The sequence below is a fragment of the Streptomyces sp. NBC_00207 genome (assembly GCF_045160965.1).
Classification (GTDB): Bacteria; Actinomycetota; Actinomycetes; order Streptomycetales; family Streptomycetaceae; genus Streptomyces.
In genome coordinates, this window is the sequence record NZ_CP130715.1 from 309,514 (window position 1) to 325,387 (window position 15,874).

Genomic DNA, 15,874 nt, shown 5'->3' on the forward strand with positions numbered 1-15,874 from the left:
GCCCTGAGCGGGCGTCCGCATAGCGCCCCAGGAACTATCGCCCGCAAAGGCATCGAGTCCTCGGAACGACTCGGGCGCCGCAGGTGGGTGATCGAGCGGACCATGTCCTGGCTGACCGGCTACCGCCGACTCAACCACCGCTACGAACGCCACCCCCGCAACTACCCGGCCTTCCTCGGCCTCGCCGCGGCCATCTGCTGCTACAAACGCCTCGTCCGCCTCACCACATAGGACACGGTCTAAGGGCGCGGTCCTGGCTGTCGGCACGAGGCGGGTGTACGCCCCGGCGGGCAAAACCACCGCCGTCGCCCTGGGCCGGGCTCACGGACACCAGGAGCCGCCGCTCTGGCTCGCCCGGGCCTCCACCGTGTAGCCCTGCTCCCCGTCGAATGCCCAGGACACGGCGAGATGGGAGGTGGCGCCGTCGATCTGCTTGGTGAAGCAGAGGCCGATCCGTTCGCCGTCTGGGTCGTGGTGCCGGGCGGGTTCGTCCAGCTCGGGCGGTGCCGGCAGCCAGCCGTTGCGGGTGGCGGCCGCCCGGTAGTAGGCGATGACGTCTGCTCGGTGGGCGGGCTCGGTGTACCCCCGGCCGACGTACGCGAAGCGGTCGTCGTCGTCGCAGCCGGAGTAGGACCCGCCGTCGGCCTGCGCTCCTTGCGGGGTGCCGAGCGTCCGGACCTGGGCGGCCATCGGCTCCTGCAGTGCCGCGTCCGCGGCGGTGCAGCCGTAGATCCCGCCGTTGAGGGCCCACCAGCCACCCATGACGGTGAGCGTGCCGAAGACCAGCCCGCCCGCAACTACGGACGCCCCCACCCGAAGATCGTTCACGGGCGGGAGCGTACCCGTCGGCAGCGGCGGGGAGAACCCGGGCACCCGCACCATGAACGACAAGGCCGCCCCGGCGCGGCCGTCCGCTCAGGGACCTCACGACGTAATCCGCCTGATCCAGGCCGATGTTCCCCGCTCTCCAGCGCGCAGCCTGCCGGCGGCGAGCACCAGGTCCTCTACGCCGAGCCTGTTCCTGCAGGTCAGAGCTCTCTGGCCCGTCCTCTCCAGGACCGCCCACGAAGTCGGAGGTGTGCGGAGCGCGGGACTTCTTTGAACGGGAGATTCACGCCGCGGATTGCGTCAGAATCGGTACGTGCCGAGATCTCGCACTGTGCTGGCCAGAGCGCGGATGAGGTCGTTCTCGGCTTCGGTCCGCCAGACCAAGGCGAAGTTCAAGGTGGCGATGTCCGGGACGGGAAGAAATCGGATGTTCGACATGCCCCAGTACCTGGTGACATGGCCGGGAAAGGTATTGATGATGTCTCCCATGCCGACCAGGCTGATCAGCTCATCAGAGTTATCCGCGAGCACGGTGCGCTCAATCTGCCGGCCCCGTGGGGTGTAGAAAGGCAGGTAGCCGTCCTCCCAGTAGTCCGGCAGGTCGAGGGCGGTGCTGTGCGGGAATTCGGCGAGCAGCTCCAGAGGGACGGAGTCCCGTTCCGCAAACCGATGGTCGGCGGCAACGGCGAGGATCCGGGAGTCGGTGCACAGGATCGGTCCGACGGTGAGGTCCGGCTCTTCCACAGGCAGCCAGAGGACAGCAACATCCATGGCACCACTGCGGAGCCGGCCAAACAGGTCGGTGAAGGTTGCCTGGCGGATCTGGAGGCCCCATTGCGGGTGCCGCGCACGGAACGCCTTCCAGTAGGGGTGCAGATCGGCGACGTTGAAGGGCATCAGGCTGATGCGGAGCTGTGCGGTGATGCCGCGGGCTGCCAGCTGGGCGCGCTCCAGGGATTCGTGCAGGCCCGCGTAGACCGGTTGCAGATCGTCGCGGAGTTGTCGGCCGACCTCGGTCAGGCGCACCGTACGGCTGGTGCGGGCGAACAGCTCTGCCCCGATGCGCCGCTCCTGCTTCTTGATGGCCTGGCTGACGCGCGCCTGGGAGACGTGCAGCCGCTGTGCCGTCCGGCCGAAATGCAGCTCCTCCGCCAGTACCAGGAATATCTCGATGTCCCGCAGCTCCACCGGCCCCCCGGCTCCCCGTCGATAACCCAGCGGTTACCGAACCGCATGGAAGTCCATCTTGATCATACGTGCGAACCGCAAGATCGTTGAGGCACCAGGGGCGCCGAACCTCAAGTCAGAGCCGGCGTCCCACCTCGTCGAGCCTCGGCGAGGACAATGTCGGCCGTCAGGCGGTTCAGGCTGGAGCCCGTTGTTCAGCTCGCGTGCCAGGAGCAAGTGAGCCGCAGGGCCTTCAAGGCTTGCCGTCATGGAAGAAAGCGCTGAGGGGACCTGCAGGTAGTCCGAAGCCCTTGAAGGTCTGAGGCCCGAAGGCGCCGAAGGGCAGGACACTGACCTGGAGGCCTAGCGCCTTCTTCCTCCTCACTGCAACCTTCAAACCCAGAGAGATGAGCCCGGCGTACATAGCGACGATCTTGGACGTCGCCTCGGGCAGCATGGTGGCAGTCAGGGCCACGGCGCTTGCGCCATCAGCCAAGTCGGAAGTCTCCTCCACGCTGAAGTAGATGGTTGTGCTCCAGCGCTTCCGCTCTATGTCTGGCATGCTCCCCCCGGCTCGCCTACAGCATGCCCACACACCAACGTGCTAAATCGGCCCTAACCTGCGCTTCGACGCTGTCTGCCAGCCTGCGAGACTTTGGTGGTGAGCACGATGCGCCGCCCTCTGGGGCATGGACCGGATCCCGTCGCCCTTCGGCGATGATCCCACGCATCTCCTGATCGCCGGCTCCGCGTCACGGGCGTCGAACAGGGGCTGCACGTACGCCCGGGGGAGGTGGACGGTGAGGCGTCGCATCTGCCGTTGTCGGTCGTGCCGACCGGTGCGGTGTAGCCGAACCGGGCCCGCGTCTCGACCGTGATGCCGGTGCTGGTGGCGGCCTCCTTGCGGCGCCGGCCGCGCACGACCGGCTGCCAGCGCGCCCGTACGGCCGTGTCGATGCGGTCCGCGACGGCCTTGGGCGAGTCTTGCGGTCGCCCTTGCGGTAGGGCTCCACCGACCGCTGACTTACCCCAAGCTCCTGGGCTACGGCTTTGGTCGACTTCAACTGTCTGACCAGGAAGTTGATCCGCCCTTTCAACGTCTTGGGCGGCTCCCGCGTGAACCCTTCCCGGTCCGCGCGCTCCAGGGCGTCATCGATGTCCCCCGCCAGCAGCGTGTCCTTCCTCTCGGCACCCGTCCCGGGCAGCGCCCGGGACGGGGTTGCCCCAGCCTGGTCTACGACGCCCCCAGTCACCTGGGGGCCTTCACTGCTGTCTACGGACGAAAGCCTCTCGGACGGCCAGCGCAGGCGTCGCGTGCGTCATGGTCCCCCGTGTGAAGCGAGGCCTGCCAGGAGGCTCTCCGCGTCGGAAGGTCCTCCGGTCCAGACCGCGGCCAGTGACTTCGGCGCGCCATCTGATCGGGAGCATTGCGGCCGTGAGACGGACGTTGGCCGTCAGTGGGTACGCGCCTACGATCACGCGGGGCGCGACGGAGGGGATGATCATGTACCAGGCGAAGGACCCGGACCGGCTCGAGAGAGCGGTGGCGCGGTACCTGCTGAAGGGCAAGAAGCAGGCGAAGCAGGAGCGGAAGTACTTCCGCAGCCTGCCCTCGTTCCACGACGTTGTACGGATCGCGGGCGCCGGGAACATCCGTGAGGGTGTGCGGCACGAGCACCTGGAGAACGTCGACGCCGGGGCGCTGATCAAGTACCGGGACGCTCTCCTCGACGAGCTGGATGCTCTGCAGCGGGCGACGGTGTTCGAAGAGCTGTACGGCCTGCTGTGGGATGCGCGGATCCGGGGTATCGGGCCGGTTACCGTGTACGACACAGCGGTGTCGGCGGGGGCATGGCTGCGGCTGCGGCCGGATGTCGTGTACCTCCACGCCGGGACGCTGCTCGGGGCGCGAGCGCTGGGTGTGCCGAAGGACGCCGAGACGGTGGATGTGGAGGAACTTCCCGAGACGCTCCACAAGTTCAGTGCGGGGCAGGTAGAGGACATTCTCTGCGAGTACCACAAGGTGAGGTCGGCCGACTTCGCTGAGCAGCGGAAGCTGCGCCGGGAGCGCCGTCACATCTGACGGTGGGCTGGAAAGCCCGCCCCGCCACCAGGCCGGGGCGGGCCTCCGGCATAACCGAAACCCAGCAAGGCGGACGCTGGGGTGCGTGCCGTTACCCGTCCTGTGCCGGTGGTGCCGAGGGCGGTGGCCACCGCTTCGGCCGGCATACCGTCGTCGCACAGCGCGCCGGCGGCCGTCCGGCCGACCCAGGCGGCGACCCGCTCCAGCACACCAGCGGCGCGCAGCGCGGCCAGCGGCGCGTCCGCGGCCGTGGCGGTCAGCTGCCCGGCCAACTCGACCAGAAGCGCGGCCAGCCGTCCGGGCAGCGGCACGGCCGCATCGCGGACAACGGACAGGTGCGCAGCCCAGTCCGCGAGCAGTCCCGCGAGATCCACGTCCGCCTCTTCAAGGACGGCGGCACCCGCGCCGACCACCTCGAAGTCGAACTCACCGACATCGACTACATCGACGTGTCGTTCTAAAGCCAGGTCCGCCGCACGAGTTCTGTGAGCGGCGTGTATCCTTGGACATTTGGCTGCTGACTAGGATGCGCATTCATAACATCTTCTTCTCGGCGCTGACATCCGAGGATTTCCGCGCAAGAGAAACTGGTAGACATCTTCCCAATTTGACCGACGATATCCTGAGCCGGCTGACGGACTCGCAAGGTCACGGAAAATTGCCCCGAAGTACCCTTTCTTTCATCGGCCACGTTCGCCATGATCCAATACTTTTTGCCGTCCCCATTCACCTCGTCAGGGCCGGCGAGTGCAACAAGCCGTGTGCCCACGGCGACGTTTTCGTAGAACACGTCCATATGAACGAGGACTGCTCGCGGGTCCTTCGGACTCGGATCAGACTCAGTGGCACCGAGGGTTGCATAGATCGCTGGAGCGGCAGGGCTGATTTTGTCCGGACTGCCACTACTGACGGACGAAGAGGGTGGAGACTCTGGAGAGTCTTCACCACTGGTACAGGATTTTGTGATCAAGACTCCCGCGAGAGCGAACACCCCTGAGGCGAGGGCGGCCAGCAATGTCTGCCACCCTCTGAGCTTCTCGCCCCTTGATTGAGGCTCCGGAGCGTCCGGTGAATTCTCAGAATCTGGCGGGGGCGCCTGTTCCATGGAGTCTCCCTTTGAGAGTGTCCACTCTTTACAGATGGCGCGATCATTTGCTTGGAGACAGGCCCGTGAGTCCCCGTCGGGCGATTGATTCTTGCGGCATGTGAACTTCTGGGCACGAGGGTTGTAGAGGTTGGCCGCTGAAATCTGACGCTACGTCTGGTCCGTGCGCTCGCAGCCACTGCTTGAGTTCGATGCTGCCCTCGACAACACTGCGGAACGCGCACTTCACGGTATGCGACTGGCAGGCATCTCGATGAAACACCCAACGCGTGTCTCTTTGATCGGTTAGCCAATCGATCGGATACGTCAGTCCTGTAGCCGACGAGAGGTGGGACCGGATCGCTCCGCTGATGCCGACCGATCCGGTCCGCGAATTGGCGCTGGGCCGACCATCGCCGCACGCCCGATCCATCGCGTGGAGGCACCGGGGGCAGGCTCGCCTTGGCGCGACCTTCCCGACGACGTCCGGCCGACGTCTACAGGAGGGTCAACATGCCGGTGACCGCCACTGCACCTTCCCGGGGAATCTCAGCTAGCCCGCTCGAAGGCGAGGTTCGCATTCGGGCAGCCGGCCGCGTACGTCAGCAGCGCCTCCCGCTCGGCCTGGTCCACCGCCAGACCCCAACGGTGCTTGGTCGCCACCCACTCACCGATGTACCGGCAGTGCACTGCCGGAGACGGCATCCACGTCGCCGGGTCCTGGTCGCTCTTCTGACGGTTCGAGCGGGCCGTGACGCCGACGAGGGTGACGTCCGAACCCAGGTCGTTGGCGTACCGGCGACGCCGCTCCGTCGTCCAGCCGTAGCCACCTGAGTCATGGACCTCGGCGAGCGGGACCATGTGGTCGATGTCGACCCCGGCCGGGCCCTGCACCAGGACGTCGTCGTAGTAGGAGTGCCACACCCCGCCGGTGATCGTGCAGCCGGCCCCGACGGTCGGGGCCTCGATCGCCTCGGCGATCAGGACGTCGTTTCGGGCCGTGCAGCCGTTCTTGTCATCGTCTTTCCAGTGCGGGTACAGCTCCCGCTTGTACCCGTCGCGGATCTCCTCCGCGATCGGCAAAGACGTGATCGCCTCCGTGAGGGTGTACTCATCGGCATGGGCGGTCGTCGGGGCGAGGACGGCGAAGGCCAGGGAAGCCGCGACGACACCGCGGCAGAGACTCGTGATCATGGTCCGGTGATACCGGGCGCAGCACCACCGGTACGACCCCGGCGAAGGGCATCTCACCCTGCCGGGGGCACAAGTTCACCGAAGAACCGATCATGCACCCGCCCCACCCTCAACCCGGCGGCCATCCCCGTTCGACCCGGCCGAGTCATGCCCGTCCCGCTCCGGCGGGCCGCGCTGGGCATCCGCTGGACCCGACGAGCAGGCCCGCCAACGGGCGCTTCACCGCATCCGTTTAGGCCGTCTGAGAGCCGTGTCCGGCCGGCGGCCAGACGGGGTCACCGCCCCACGTGTCCTCAGCAGTCAGGGTGAGGACCAGCCGCCCGTCCACCACGGCTGCGGCCACGTCCTCGTCGTCGACGGCGGCCTCCGCGAAATCAGCGGGTGCGACGCGGTCGAGCAGGAAGACGAAGTGCAGGGCGAAGGGTGAGCCGTACGAGTGGGGCTCACCGTCGGCGTCGACCATGAAGTTGGCCCGCCAAGCGCCCGCGCACAGGGTCCACACGAGATCACCGAGGAACTCCGCGCCCAGCAGCGGGTCCGCACCGTCGATCAGCACCGCGACGTCCTGCTTGCCGTGCCCGGGCCCGTGCCAGTCGCCGAGGCAGTCCACCATGGCATCCCAGTTGTGCCCGAAGTAACCGGGGAACCCCAGTTCACGGGCGAACGCCCGGTACAGACACCCCTTCTCGTGCAGCTCCTCACCGTCCAGGCGCAGAACGATCCCACCCCGGGCCCGCAGCTCGGCCTCGGCCGCGGCCACCCAGGGGTCGGCGGAAGAGGTGAAGGTGACCCAGGGCGACCGGCGTTCGGTGAGGGTGGGAAGGAAGCTACTCATGGGGCATGCTCGCACCCCGCCCACTCAGGGCGCCTTCGGATTACGTCCCCGGCCTGAGCGATTGCGGCGAGGTCGGGTGCTGGTCCTTTCCCCGTCCGATCTCGCGACCAGTGCGGACGGCAAGGAACAGCAGCGCGCTTCACCGCATCCGCTCAGCCGGGCGTCCAGCAGCGAGGCGGAGACCCGCTGACAGCGCGCTGCGCTGCTGACGAACCCCGCCGATACGGATGCGTCGGCCCGGCGGTACTGCCCCCAAGGATGGGCACCGGGCCTGACCCGCGCACGCCATATCGGCACGGGCTGCAGCGACCCTAACCGGAGCCTGCTCGGTGTCCCACCCACTTATGTGACACCGAGCAGGGCAGGCCCGGACAGCGGGCCGCCTCGTTACACCGGGCATGATCAGTACACAGCAGACCGCCGGTGAGATGGCCGCCCTGGACCTGATGCTGGCCCACCTCACCCACGACAGCGAGGCCATCGCCTCCGCCATGGCCGACAGCACCGTCTGCCCAACCACCGCGGCCTACGCGCGCCAGCAGCTCTGCGGACTGCTCCACGACGCTGTCCTCGCCCGCCCCGACATCTCCCTCAACCGCCCGGCCGTCCTCGGACCTGCCGGACGGACCTGGCTCCAGCACGTCACCATGCACGGACCCGTGGCGGACACCGTCATGGCCCTCGCCGACGACGGAGCCGACCCCCGCCACCACCTCGACGACACCCAGTGGATCGCCACCTACGCCATCAGCGCCGTCGCCCGCATCATCGACGTCTACGGACCGGCCGTGGCCGCCGGACGCCTCGCCCAAATCCGGGACACCGCCTGACTTGCCCGGTCAACCCGTAGGCCAGGTACACGCACACCACGTCTCGTGAAGACCCCCATTGGGCCCACCGGGACCCGCGGCATGATCAATGTCGATGAGTTGGGGAGTCACCGGCCGCCGCGGCCATGCCTATCTGCCCCGCCCGACCGGCGCCCCCGGCGCAGGTCCGTGCAGCGGATCCCGCCGCCGGGATGCCACTCCAGCACCGGCCCCACCGCGTCGCCGTGCTCCTGGCACCAGGAGACGGGAACCACTCCGCCGCAGCCGTGGCGCTTGCACACGCACCCCTCACCCGGCCCGACATGGGCGACACCGTGGCGGACCGGCCCGCCTCGTGCACCTGACGCGGCGGTGCCGCGCAGGCCGGCCGGCCACGCCAGCGTGAGGCGCAGGGGCTGCGGCAACGCCGTCCGCACCGGCACGCACGCCCGCCAGTTGCGTGAACGCGCAGACGAGATCGATCAGCTTGCCGCCCACGCCCCCGACGGCACCCGCAAACGGCTGCACCGCAACGCGAACCGGCTCCGCGCAACCGCGGACACCCACGACGTCACCGCCACAACAGTCGAGGTCCCCGTATGACCACCCAGCACCACGACGAACGCGCCCGCATCCGCGAAGCGATCGACCGCCTCCTCGCCGGCACCGCCACCCAGTCCAACGGGAGCCTCACCGTCGTGGCCCTTGCTGCCGAGGCCGGAGTCCACCGAATGGCTCTCCTCAAACGACATGCCGATCTGAAGAACGAGTTCTACGAACGCGTCCGCAACGAAACGAACCAGACCCTCGAGGTCGAAAAGCGTCTCCGTGAAACTGTGACCAAGCTAAAAAAGACGATCAGTGAGCAGCGCAAGGAAATCGAGGAACTTCGGGCCACCACCGCCGGGCTCACCTTCGCCAATGCTGTCCTTGTTGAAGAACTCCGATCCAGGAACCCCCCCGATCGGATGGCCGGCAACGTCATCCACATGCCTGCACCACGGCAATAAGCCACGCAAAGCCATTTACCTTGCTGCCTCCCACCCCAGGGCTGTTTCAAAGTACTTTGAAACAGCCCTGCTGCTCACCCCCGACGAGATGCGGAGGTTCCTGGTATTCGTCGACGCCGCAACCGTGTTCAACCGTGCGAACTCTGCGGAGCCACTCGGCTACCCGTACCGAGACGCGGGAGCTGTAGCGGCGCAACGGATACACACGTCGACTTGACCTCGGTGAACAGATCGACGCTGTAGTGACCGCCAATGCGCCCGATCCCGCTGTGTTTGTAGCCGCCGAATGGAGCTCTGAAGTCGCGAATCAAGACGGAGTTGATCGCTACTGAACCGGCGCGAAGCCGGCGGGCAACTGACATCGCCCGCTCATGGTCGCCACTCCAAACACATCCCGCCAGGCCATACGCGGTGTCATTGGCAATCTGTACAGCCTCCTCCGTTCCCGAGAATGGAATCAATGCCGCGACAGGACCAAAGATCTCCTCTTGGGCGATCCGCATGCTGTTGTTGACATTCGACAGCACGGTAGGAGGCACGTAGTGACCGCTGGTCAGGCTGCCGAAAACCTCGCGGTGAACTGTGGCGCCCGCGATCCGGCCGTCCTCGATGTAATCTAGGACACGCGACCTGTGAGCCTCAGAAATCAGCGGACCGACCTCAGTCTCCTTTGAAAGAGGGTCCCCCATCTGAATATTGGCTGCCCTTGTAGCGAACGCATCAACGAAATCTTCATAAATGGCACGCTCAACCAGGATGCGTGATCCTGCCGTGCACGCCTCCCCGTTGCTCGCGAACATCGATAGCAACGTACCGTCAACTGTCCGCTCGAAGTCAGTGTCAGCAAAGACAATACTCGCCGACTTACCCCCCAATTCACAATTGACGCGCTTGAGAGTCGGGGCGGCGCGCGCAACGATATCCTTCCCTGTCGCCACGCCGCCGGTAAAGGCGATGACATCTACATCCGGATGTGCGACGAGAGTCTGACCGGTGACGCGATCCCCGAGGAGGATGTTGAGCACGCCCGGCGGCAGGTCCACTTCGCGTGCGACCTCGGCGAGAACAGCGACACTTAGAGGGGCTAGTTCGGATGGTTTTAGGACACATGTGTTTCCGCACGCCAGTGCTGCAGCCACATTGATTGACGCGACCGACAAGGGCGAATTCCAGGGAGTGAGGACTCCGACAACACCCACCGGCTCGCGTATAACGATATTTACATAGGCATCGTCAAGAGGATACGCCTCTCCGATGAGTCGCTCAGCCTCGGCGGCGAAATACCGGAAGTGGGCAACTGCGCGTGGCAGGTGACCCCCGGTGGTGATCGTGATGGGCATACCGGTGTCGCGAGTCTCGAGCTTCGCCAGGGCCTCAAGACGCTCCTCGATGCAATCCGCCATATCCAGTAGAACTGCGGCGCGCTCGGCTGCTGGCATCCGAGGCCAAGGGCCCGATTCGAACGCGTCCCGAGCGGCCGACACGGCGCGGTATACATCTTTCTCACCGGCAAGCGCCACACGACCGAGCGACTCCTCCGTGGCAGGATCGAACGACTCGAACCAGCAATCACCCTCCGCGGGCCGAAAGAGTCCGCCGATGAATAGTTCAATCATGTGCGGCCTCCGGGATCGCCATATCCATCTGCCTGGCCTTACTAGATTCGTTCAGGTCAATGCCAGCTGTACCGGCCAAACGGTGGAACGCGCGTTGAAAACTGTCTGCAGTTGCCTCGAGTACGTCTTGATCATGCGCGGTCGAGACCCAACCATGCACCGAATGGCAGTCGACACCTTCTAGTAGCAGCGCACTACGCAATGCGGAATACAGTTGCGGTTGAGCGTTATGCAAGGCAATTACCGCGGATGACGGACTGATCGGCGCACCGGCCCGGATTGCGCCAATAAGGATGTGAAAGATCGAGCTCTGCGCGAACAGGCGAACGTCGACCCCCGCGTCCTCGGCTTTTCGATTCACCAGATCGGCAAGGCGCCTTGCTGATTCAGCTGCTTTCGTCTGCCGCCTCCCGTCAGCGACCTGGTCGAGCATCGCTACCCCGGCAGCAGCAGAGATTGGATTGCCATTGAAGGTTCCGGTATGCGGCACCCTGATCGCTCTTCCCTGCACTTCTGTCCCTGCGCCGAACACCGACATCACTTCGGCGCCGCCGGCCACGGCACCGCCGGGGAGGCCGCCGGAGAGGATCTTAGCGAGAACTGTTAGGTCCGGAAGGACGTTACAGAGCTGCTGCGCACCACCGGGGCTGTATCGGAACCCACTGACGACCTCATCGAAAATTAGCAGGGTGCCATGCTCTCGCGTCGCCCTCCGCAATTCCCGCAGCGTCTCTTGGTCGTACGGAAGGCCACCACTCGCTCCCCCTCCAGGCTCCAAGATAACGCCTGCGACGTCCCGTTCTGCCAACCGCTCGACGAGGACATCAATAGCGAACTCGCTCTCCACCACGACGTTCGCACTGACAGAAGGGTTCAGTCCAGCCTGTGCTGGATCGACGAAGTGAGCCAGCGCCTCATCGTGCCATCCATGAAAATGTCCGTCCAATTTCATGATCGCCGGACGGCCAGTGAAGGCCCTGGCGACGCGCATAGCCAGAAGTGTCGCTTCGCTGCCTGATGACGTGAACCTCACACGTTCGACGGAGGGAACTAAGCGGCAAACCTGCTCGGCCCACTCGACTTGCAACTCATGGAGGGCACTGAGGTGCAGGCCCTTTTGTAGTTGTCTGGCGACTGCTTCGACGACCTGTGCAAAGCCGTGACCGCACAGCAATGCGCCGTGCCCCATCCAGTAATCCACGAAGCGGTTGCCGGCGATATCCCACTTCCACGGACCATCGGCGCGGTCCATGCATACGGGGTGCGGCGAGAGTTGCCAACTGTCGTGGGTCGTACCGCCGGCAAGCACTGCCGCTGCTCTAGCGGACAGGCTCGATGAGGCAGTGAAGTGTTCTAGAAAAGCGAGCTGGGGTCCCTGGGGCGAGTTTACGAGCACTGGATCAGCGTCCTGATATCAAATCGACGACGCGGGATTGACACACTCTCGCCGCCATAGTAGTCCTCGATCCCCTCGAAGAAGAGGAAGAAATGCTCCGCAATACTCCGCACTGCCATAGCGATGTTTTTTTTCTCTTCCCTCGAGAACATCCATCGCCGAGCACACAGCTTTTCGAAAGTCAGTTCGTTGTGGTCCAGGTTGACATCCATGCGTGCGTGTTGACAAAAAGCACTGAGCATGCTTTCAGCGAATGGGTATCGATCGATGAGCAAGCTAAAGAACTTGTTGATCGCGTCGCTCGATTTAGGCGCACGCGATTGCTGCATCACCCCGAAGACCGACGCATATGCCATGAGGTCGGACATTGCAAGCTCGTTCAGGTGATCAATGAGCGCCATCGTGGATGCCAATGGAGGCGCCGATTTAACCTGTTCCGGATCAAGTCCCACCCCCGCTAGACCCGTCAAGAAGAGATCCCCGTGGTGAGACTCTTCGAGATAGTGATTCGCCAGCAACCCTCTGACATGGGGATTATCGCGACAGGAAGATACCGAAAAGGCCATGTGTTCGTTTGCCGCACTGACGAAGTGGAAGAATTCGATACCCCATCCGAGAATGACAGCCGCGTCCGCTTCACCTGCCAGAACAGTTCTCCAGAATGGCCTGGAAACGATCTCCCTCGCCCAGAACTCGCATTCATGAAAATATGCGTCCATGAAAGAGTCGAGCTCGCTCGCTTCTTCCATAGCCGCAGCATCGATCAAGAGGTGTTCGCTAGCGAGAACGTCAAGAACGGGACCCAACTCTGCCACAGAAGTGGCGGTACGAGCCGCGATACGATCCAACCGCTCCATGCCGCTCAGTAGAAGTCGAGTATCGCGAAGTAGACGGGCACTTGATCCGCCGAATGACAGAACAATGTCGTCTGTCTCAACCAGAAGGTCCTGACCCGAGTTTGCCAGCTGCACCTGCTGAGACAGGAAGGGACATGATGTCGCGTGCAGCTGCTTCATTTCCATTCCTCACTTACGTGACCCATGTCGACAGCCACTGCCTCGCGCTGCCGATATTTGTTGATGACACCTCGCGGCGCCGACTCTTCGTACGAGCGCAGAATATCGCTGGACCAAGTCTCCAGAATCTCAACCAAGCGCGCTCCTGCATCCAGAGCTGCCGACGCGTGGTCGGTAAGCACGGGTCCGATCCGTTCGCAGACCGCTTCCAGGAGCGCATTATGTCCATACTCCTCGTCTAGATCTACATGGGCGATCAGTGGCTCCACAAATCTCGGACTGTCGGCGTAGTTTTGCTGCACAAGCTTGAAGAAGGAGCGGGCGTCAGACCGCTCTCCTCCGGTGGATTCGAGGAATCCTGAGCAAACTGCATACTGAAGCGGGTCACGGCGAGCACACCGGCGCATGAAGTTGAGGATGGCAAGAGTGCTGGGCAACGGAGGCGCATCAATGACAGCGTCATCCGAATAGCCTAGGGCGTTGAGCGAGTCCAAGAAGAATCTCGCATGATCATATTCTTCCGAAAAGTGGTGTAGAAACAATTCTCGAACAGGCCGAGATGGACATTCCGCTACAACAAGCGGAAGTCGATCATTCACGCCCTCGATAAAGTGATATGATTCCACGAGCCAACCCACCAGCTGACTGTGCTTCGCCGTCCCAGCCGTCAAACCCGTCCACAGTGGGCCCCCGAAGAGACGCTCCTTCCACAGAGGGAACAAGCGGCGGCATGCTACTGCCACTTCACCCGCATCGACGACAGGTGAAGCCTCGGAGACGTTGGCCGCAAGGCCAGTCGCCACGAGCCTATCTACAATCGCAATCACGGATTGCAGCGGGACTCCCGTCTCGTCGGCGATGGCTCCGACCTTGTTCTTCCCGTCAAGCCTCGTCGCAACTGCGTGGAGCTCAGGGGTGCCGATACCGGAGAACTGGTATTGGTCCTCGTAGAGATCGAGAACAGGACCGCTGCTACGAAGGCTGACATCTGCACGCAGAACCATCCTGGCATCAGCGCGATTGAGCGGATAAGCTGCAGCTTTTGTTGTCATGAAATTCTCCTGCTTATTGAGATGGCGAGCAGGACCCTCCACAGACGTTGGCCCTGCTCGCCGCGCAGCCTCGTTCTACTTGACGATGACACCCAGGACCGGGATGTCCCGCCTCTTGCGCCTCCGACTCACCTGGACGGTGATCTCGGCACTGACGTCCTCCTCGTCCGTCTCCCGCACCTCGACATTTTCGGCCTGTCCGCGTGGAACATGGACGATGACCTGCTCTTCCTCGAGCTCCCCAGACGCCATTGCAATCAGTCCTTTCTGTCCGTGGTTACGATCCTTGATCGTCACTCCGACATAGATACGCATGAACGTCTTGAAATATTCGGCGAGGTGGCCAACTGCCTCCGTATGGCTGCGCCGGTCACCGGACCGACAACCGTTTCGTATCTTCCTACAGACCTGCGATTGGCTGCTGACTTCGAAACTCCATGCTGATCTTGGCTTATTCGCAGTTCTGCCGCACTTCACTTGGGCCAAGTGGGTGAACAGGTGTGTCGCCACAGGCGCGGGGGGACCCGGCCGGGATCGATCCCGGCCTGTTCTGCGGCGCGAATCTCCAGTGCGCACAGCGCCTGGTAGACGGTGATGAAGGCGTGGATCTCCTGGCAGATCAGCTCGGGTGCCTTGGAGCGCAGGATGAACCCGCCCCCACGCAGGCGGTTCTTCGGTTCTGCGAATCCGTTTTCGATCTCCCACCGCTGGTGGTAGGTCATTCTCCGGCTGGCGGGCCGGAGCCAGCCGGCGGTTCAGCAGGCTGGTGACCAGCCGGAACGTCTTGGTGTGGGGAAGGCCGACCAGGGGCCGGACGGTCACGGTGTCCTGGATGATGCGGACGGTGTGGCCCTGGGGTGGCTCGGCCAGGCTGCGGCCGGGGCCCTGGCCTGTCCACGCCGGACGGCTTCCTTCGGGGTCGGCATGACCAAGCAGCACCCTCAGCGCGACGAAGACCAGGTTCTTCTTGATCCGCCAGGTCAGGTGGGCGCCGTTGGCCCGGGCCAGGCCGCAGAGTTCGTACCCGGAGAAGTTACGGTCGGCCAGCAGCATGTCCGGCTGCAGGGCAGCCAGCAGTCGGCGGGCGAGCCGGTGCTCGCTCAACTTGGCCACGGCGTCGAAGGCCGCGTCGACCGGGACATGGGTCCCGCACTCGGTCAGCGCCATCAGACGGACCTGTGTTCGCTCTGATTGACGCCGTCTCTACCGGTGAACCCGAACTGCCGTGCGTTGGGAGGGGGTGTGGAGGACATCCAGCGCGGTGCCCTCCCAGGCGACCAGCCGGAGCCCGAACGCGCCCGAGGTCGCCGTCTTGGCCAGCGTGCCGCACCGTCGCGCGAACACTGCAACGGCTTGGCGCCCAGCCGCTGCCCGGCCCGGGTCAGGGCCGAACTCGTGGGCAGGCGCTCCACGCACATGCCCGGCAGGTGCCGTAGCTTCTCCGTCAACGTGCGCAGAACGGAGCGGTATCTCGGTGGCCCGGTGCTGTCGAAGCTGCTGAACAGGCACAGGGCCAGGACGAAGTAGACCACGGTGCGGGCCGGCAGCAGACGGCGGCGGCACTCGGTGCGGCCGCTGTGCTCCATGACCTCGTCCACTAGCTTGGGAGTGGGGTCTCCTCTGTGAGTACGCCGAGACGTGACGTGCTCACCGAATTGCTGGCCCGGCGCCACCGGTGAGACGCCAGGGCTGGTTCAAAGTCTTTGAAACAGGCCCTGCTCCCACCCCTCGGGCCGGGAGGCAGCAGTCGTTTGCAGGCTGAGCCAGACGCGTTCCCCTGATGT

General features: G+C 64.4%; 18 protein-coding genes and 2 pseudogenes. 6 read left to right on the top strand and 14 right to left on the bottom strand.

The features are described from left to right. Window positions 1–36: 36 nt before the first annotated feature. A pseudogene (locus tag OG472_RS01540) lies at window positions 37–231 on the top strand (transposase); the annotation flags it as partial. Window positions 232–321: 90 nt separating this feature from the next. On the opposite strand, the gene OG472_RS01545 reads toward OG472_RS01540, so the two are convergent. From OG472_RS01545 to tpg, 4 genes and pseudogenes are all read right to left on the bottom strand, one after another. Further along, complete coding sequence (locus tag OG472_RS01545; protein ID WP_405940708.1) at window positions 322–828, bottom strand: hypothetical protein; 507 nt, start codon at window positions 826–828, stop codon at window positions 322–324. 300 nt (window positions 829–1,128) lie between these two features. Then, window positions 1,129–2,016, bottom strand: coding sequence for a LysR family transcriptional regulator (locus OG472_RS01550; protein WP_405940709.1), 888 nt, complete (start codon window positions 2,014–2,016; stop codon window positions 1,129–1,131). Between the two features lie 232 nt (window positions 2,017–2,248). Beyond that, on the bottom strand, window positions 2,249–2,557 hold the full coding sequence (locus OG472_RS01555; protein ID WP_405940710.1) for a hypothetical protein: 309 nt from the start codon (window positions 2,555–2,557) through the stop codon (window positions 2,249–2,251). A gap of 16 nt (window positions 2,558–2,573) precedes the next feature. After that, window positions 2,574–3,164 (bottom strand): annotated as a pseudogene (gene tpg / locus OG472_RS01560) (telomere-protecting terminal protein Tpg). 266 nt (window positions 3,165–3,430) lie between these two features. On the opposite strand from tpg, the gene OG472_RS01565 reads away from it, so the two are divergent. Beyond that, window positions 3,431–4,078 carry a hypothetical protein gene (locus OG472_RS01565; protein WP_405940711.1) on the top strand — a complete coding sequence of 216 codons (648 nt, stop codon included), beginning with the start codon at window positions 3,431–3,433 and terminating at the stop codon, window positions 4,076–4,078. Here OG472_RS01565 and OG472_RS01570 read toward each other — a convergent pair. Next, window positions 4,069–4,389 carry a hypothetical protein gene (locus OG472_RS01570; RefSeq protein WP_405940712.1) on the bottom strand — a complete coding sequence of 107 codons (321 nt, stop codon included), beginning with the start codon at window positions 4,387–4,389 and terminating at the stop codon, window positions 4,069–4,071. The genes OG472_RS01565 and OG472_RS01570 overlap by 10 nt on opposite strands. Before the next feature lie 24 nt (window positions 4,390–4,413). Between OG472_RS01570 and OG472_RS01575 the strand changes: the two genes are divergently transcribed. Next, window positions 4,414–4,539 carry a hypothetical protein gene (locus tag OG472_RS01575; RefSeq protein WP_405940713.1) on the top strand — a complete coding sequence of 42 codons (126 nt, stop codon included), beginning with the start codon at window positions 4,414–4,416 and terminating at the stop codon, window positions 4,537–4,539. Here OG472_RS01575 and OG472_RS01580 read toward each other — a convergent pair. From OG472_RS01580 to OG472_RS01590, 3 genes are all read right to left on the bottom strand, one after another. Further along, complete coding sequence (locus OG472_RS01580) at window positions 4,536–4,868, bottom strand: hypothetical protein (protein WP_405940714.1); 333 nt, start codon at window positions 4,866–4,868, stop codon at window positions 4,536–4,538. The genes OG472_RS01575 and OG472_RS01580 overlap by 4 nt on opposite strands. An 843-nt stretch (window positions 4,869–5,711) precedes the next feature. Further along, on the bottom strand, window positions 5,712–6,356 hold the full coding sequence (locus OG472_RS01585) for an HNH endonuclease family protein (RefSeq protein WP_405940715.1): 645 nt from the start codon (window positions 6,354–6,356) through the stop codon (window positions 5,712–5,714). 232 nt (window positions 6,357–6,588) lie between these two features. After that, window positions 6,589–7,191: a barstar family protein gene (locus tag OG472_RS01590; RefSeq protein ID WP_405940716.1), complete on the bottom strand. Its 603-nt coding sequence runs from the start codon at window positions 7,189–7,191 to the stop codon at window positions 6,589–6,591. Window positions 7,192–7,589: 398 nt separating this feature from the next. Here OG472_RS01590 and OG472_RS01595 point away from each other — a divergent pair, with 398 nt between their 5' ends. The 3 genes from OG472_RS01595 to OG472_RS01605 all read left to right on the top strand — a co-directional run bounded on the left by OG472_RS01595 (window position 7,590) and on the right by OG472_RS01605 (window position 9,010). After that, window positions 7,590–8,021 carry a hypothetical protein gene (locus OG472_RS01595; protein WP_405940717.1) on the top strand — a complete coding sequence of 144 codons (432 nt, stop codon included), beginning with the start codon at window positions 7,590–7,592 and terminating at the stop codon, window positions 8,019–8,021. An 81-nt stretch (window positions 8,022–8,102) separates the two neighbouring features. Beyond that, the gene (locus tag OG472_RS01600; RefSeq protein WP_405940718.1) at window positions 8,103–8,603 is read left to right on the top strand and encodes a DUF6381 family protein; all 501 of its coding nucleotides are present in this window, start codon (window positions 8,103–8,105) and stop codon (window positions 8,601–8,603) included. After that, entirely contained in the window at window positions 8,600–9,010 is a 411-nt protein-coding gene (locus OG472_RS01605) for a hypothetical protein (protein ID WP_405940719.1), read from the top strand. The genes OG472_RS01600 and OG472_RS01605 overlap by 4 nt, the downstream gene beginning before the upstream one ends. 128 nt (window positions 9,011–9,138) lie before the next feature. Here OG472_RS01605 and OG472_RS01610 read toward each other — a convergent pair whose 3' ends face one another. The 6 genes from OG472_RS01610 to OG472_RS01635 form a co-directional block, all read right to left on the bottom strand. Beyond that, complete coding sequence (locus tag OG472_RS01610; RefSeq protein ID WP_405940720.1) at window positions 9,139–10,626, bottom strand: aldehyde dehydrogenase; 1,488 nt, start codon at window positions 10,624–10,626, stop codon at window positions 9,139–9,141. Then, window positions 10,619–11,878: an aspartate aminotransferase family protein gene (locus tag OG472_RS01615; protein ID WP_405940721.1), complete on the bottom strand. Its 1,260-nt coding sequence runs from the start codon at window positions 11,876–11,878 to the stop codon at window positions 10,619–10,621. Before OG472_RS01615 ends, OG472_RS01610 begins: the two co-directional genes overlap by 8 nt. A gap of 134 nt (window positions 11,879–12,012) precedes the next feature. Further along, on the bottom strand, window positions 12,013–13,038 hold the full coding sequence (locus OG472_RS01620) for an iron-containing redox enzyme family protein (RefSeq protein ID WP_405940722.1): 1,026 nt from the start codon (window positions 13,036–13,038) through the stop codon (window positions 12,013–12,015). Next, the gene (locus tag OG472_RS01625; protein ID WP_405940723.1) at window positions 13,035–14,090 is read right to left on the bottom strand and encodes an iron-containing redox enzyme family protein; all 1,056 of its coding nucleotides are present in this window, start codon (window positions 14,088–14,090) and stop codon (window positions 13,035–13,037) included. The genes OG472_RS01620 and OG472_RS01625 overlap by 4 nt, the downstream gene beginning before the upstream one ends. 75 nt (window positions 14,091–14,165) lie before the next feature. Next, window positions 14,166–15,257 carry a hypothetical protein gene (locus OG472_RS01630; protein WP_405940724.1) on the bottom strand — a complete coding sequence of 364 codons (1,092 nt, stop codon included), beginning with the start codon at window positions 15,255–15,257 and terminating at the stop codon, window positions 14,166–14,168. Continuing rightward, entirely contained in the window at window positions 15,257–15,763 is a 507-nt protein-coding gene (locus OG472_RS01635) for a transposase domain-containing protein (protein ID WP_405940725.1), read from the bottom strand. The genes OG472_RS01630 and OG472_RS01635 overlap by 1 nt, the downstream gene beginning before the upstream one ends. Window positions 15,764–15,874 lie beyond the last annotated feature (111 nt).

Excerpts from the sequence above, each read along its gene's own strand:
- OG472_RS01585 (WP_405940715.1), bottom strand. The coding sequence starts at position 6,356 with ATGATCACGAGTCTCTGCCGCGGTGTCGTCGCGGCTTCCCTGGCCTTC.
- OG472_RS01605 (WP_405940719.1), top strand. The coding sequence starts at position 8,600 with ATGACCACCCAGCACCACGACGAACGCGCCCGCATCCGCGAAGCGATC.
- OG472_RS01600 (WP_405940718.1), top strand. The coding sequence starts at position 8,103 with ATGATCAATGTCGATGAGTTGGGGAGTCACCGGCCGCCGCGGCCATGC.
- OG472_RS01625 (WP_405940723.1), bottom strand. The coding sequence starts at position 14,090 with ATGACAACAAAAGCTGCAGCTTATCCGCTCAATCGCGCTGATGCCAGG.
- OG472_RS01620 (WP_405940722.1), bottom strand. The coding sequence starts at position 13,038 with ATGAAGCAGCTGCACGCGACATCATGTCCCTTCCTGTCTCAGCAGGTG.
- OG472_RS01615 (WP_405940721.1), bottom strand. The coding sequence starts at position 11,878 with ATGGACCGCGCCGATGGTCCGTGGAAGTGGGATATCGCCGGCAACCGC.
- OG472_RS01610 (WP_405940720.1), bottom strand. The coding sequence starts at position 10,626 with ATGATTGAACTATTCATCGGCGGACTCTTTCGGCCCGCGGAGGGTGAT.
- OG472_RS01555 (WP_405940710.1), bottom strand. The coding sequence starts at position 2,557 with ATGCCAGACATAGAGCGGAAGCGCTGGAGCACAACCATCTACTTCAGC.
- OG472_RS01630 (WP_405940724.1), bottom strand. The coding sequence starts at position 15,257 with ATGGCGCTGACCGAGTGCGGGACCCATGTCCCGGTCGACGCGGCCTTC.
- OG472_RS01590 (WP_405940716.1), bottom strand. The coding sequence starts at position 7,191 with ATGAGTAGCTTCCTTCCCACCCTCACCGAACGCCGGTCGCCCTGGGTC.
- OG472_RS01595 (WP_405940717.1), top strand. The coding sequence starts at position 7,590 with ATGATCAGTACACAGCAGACCGCCGGTGAGATGGCCGCCCTGGACCTG.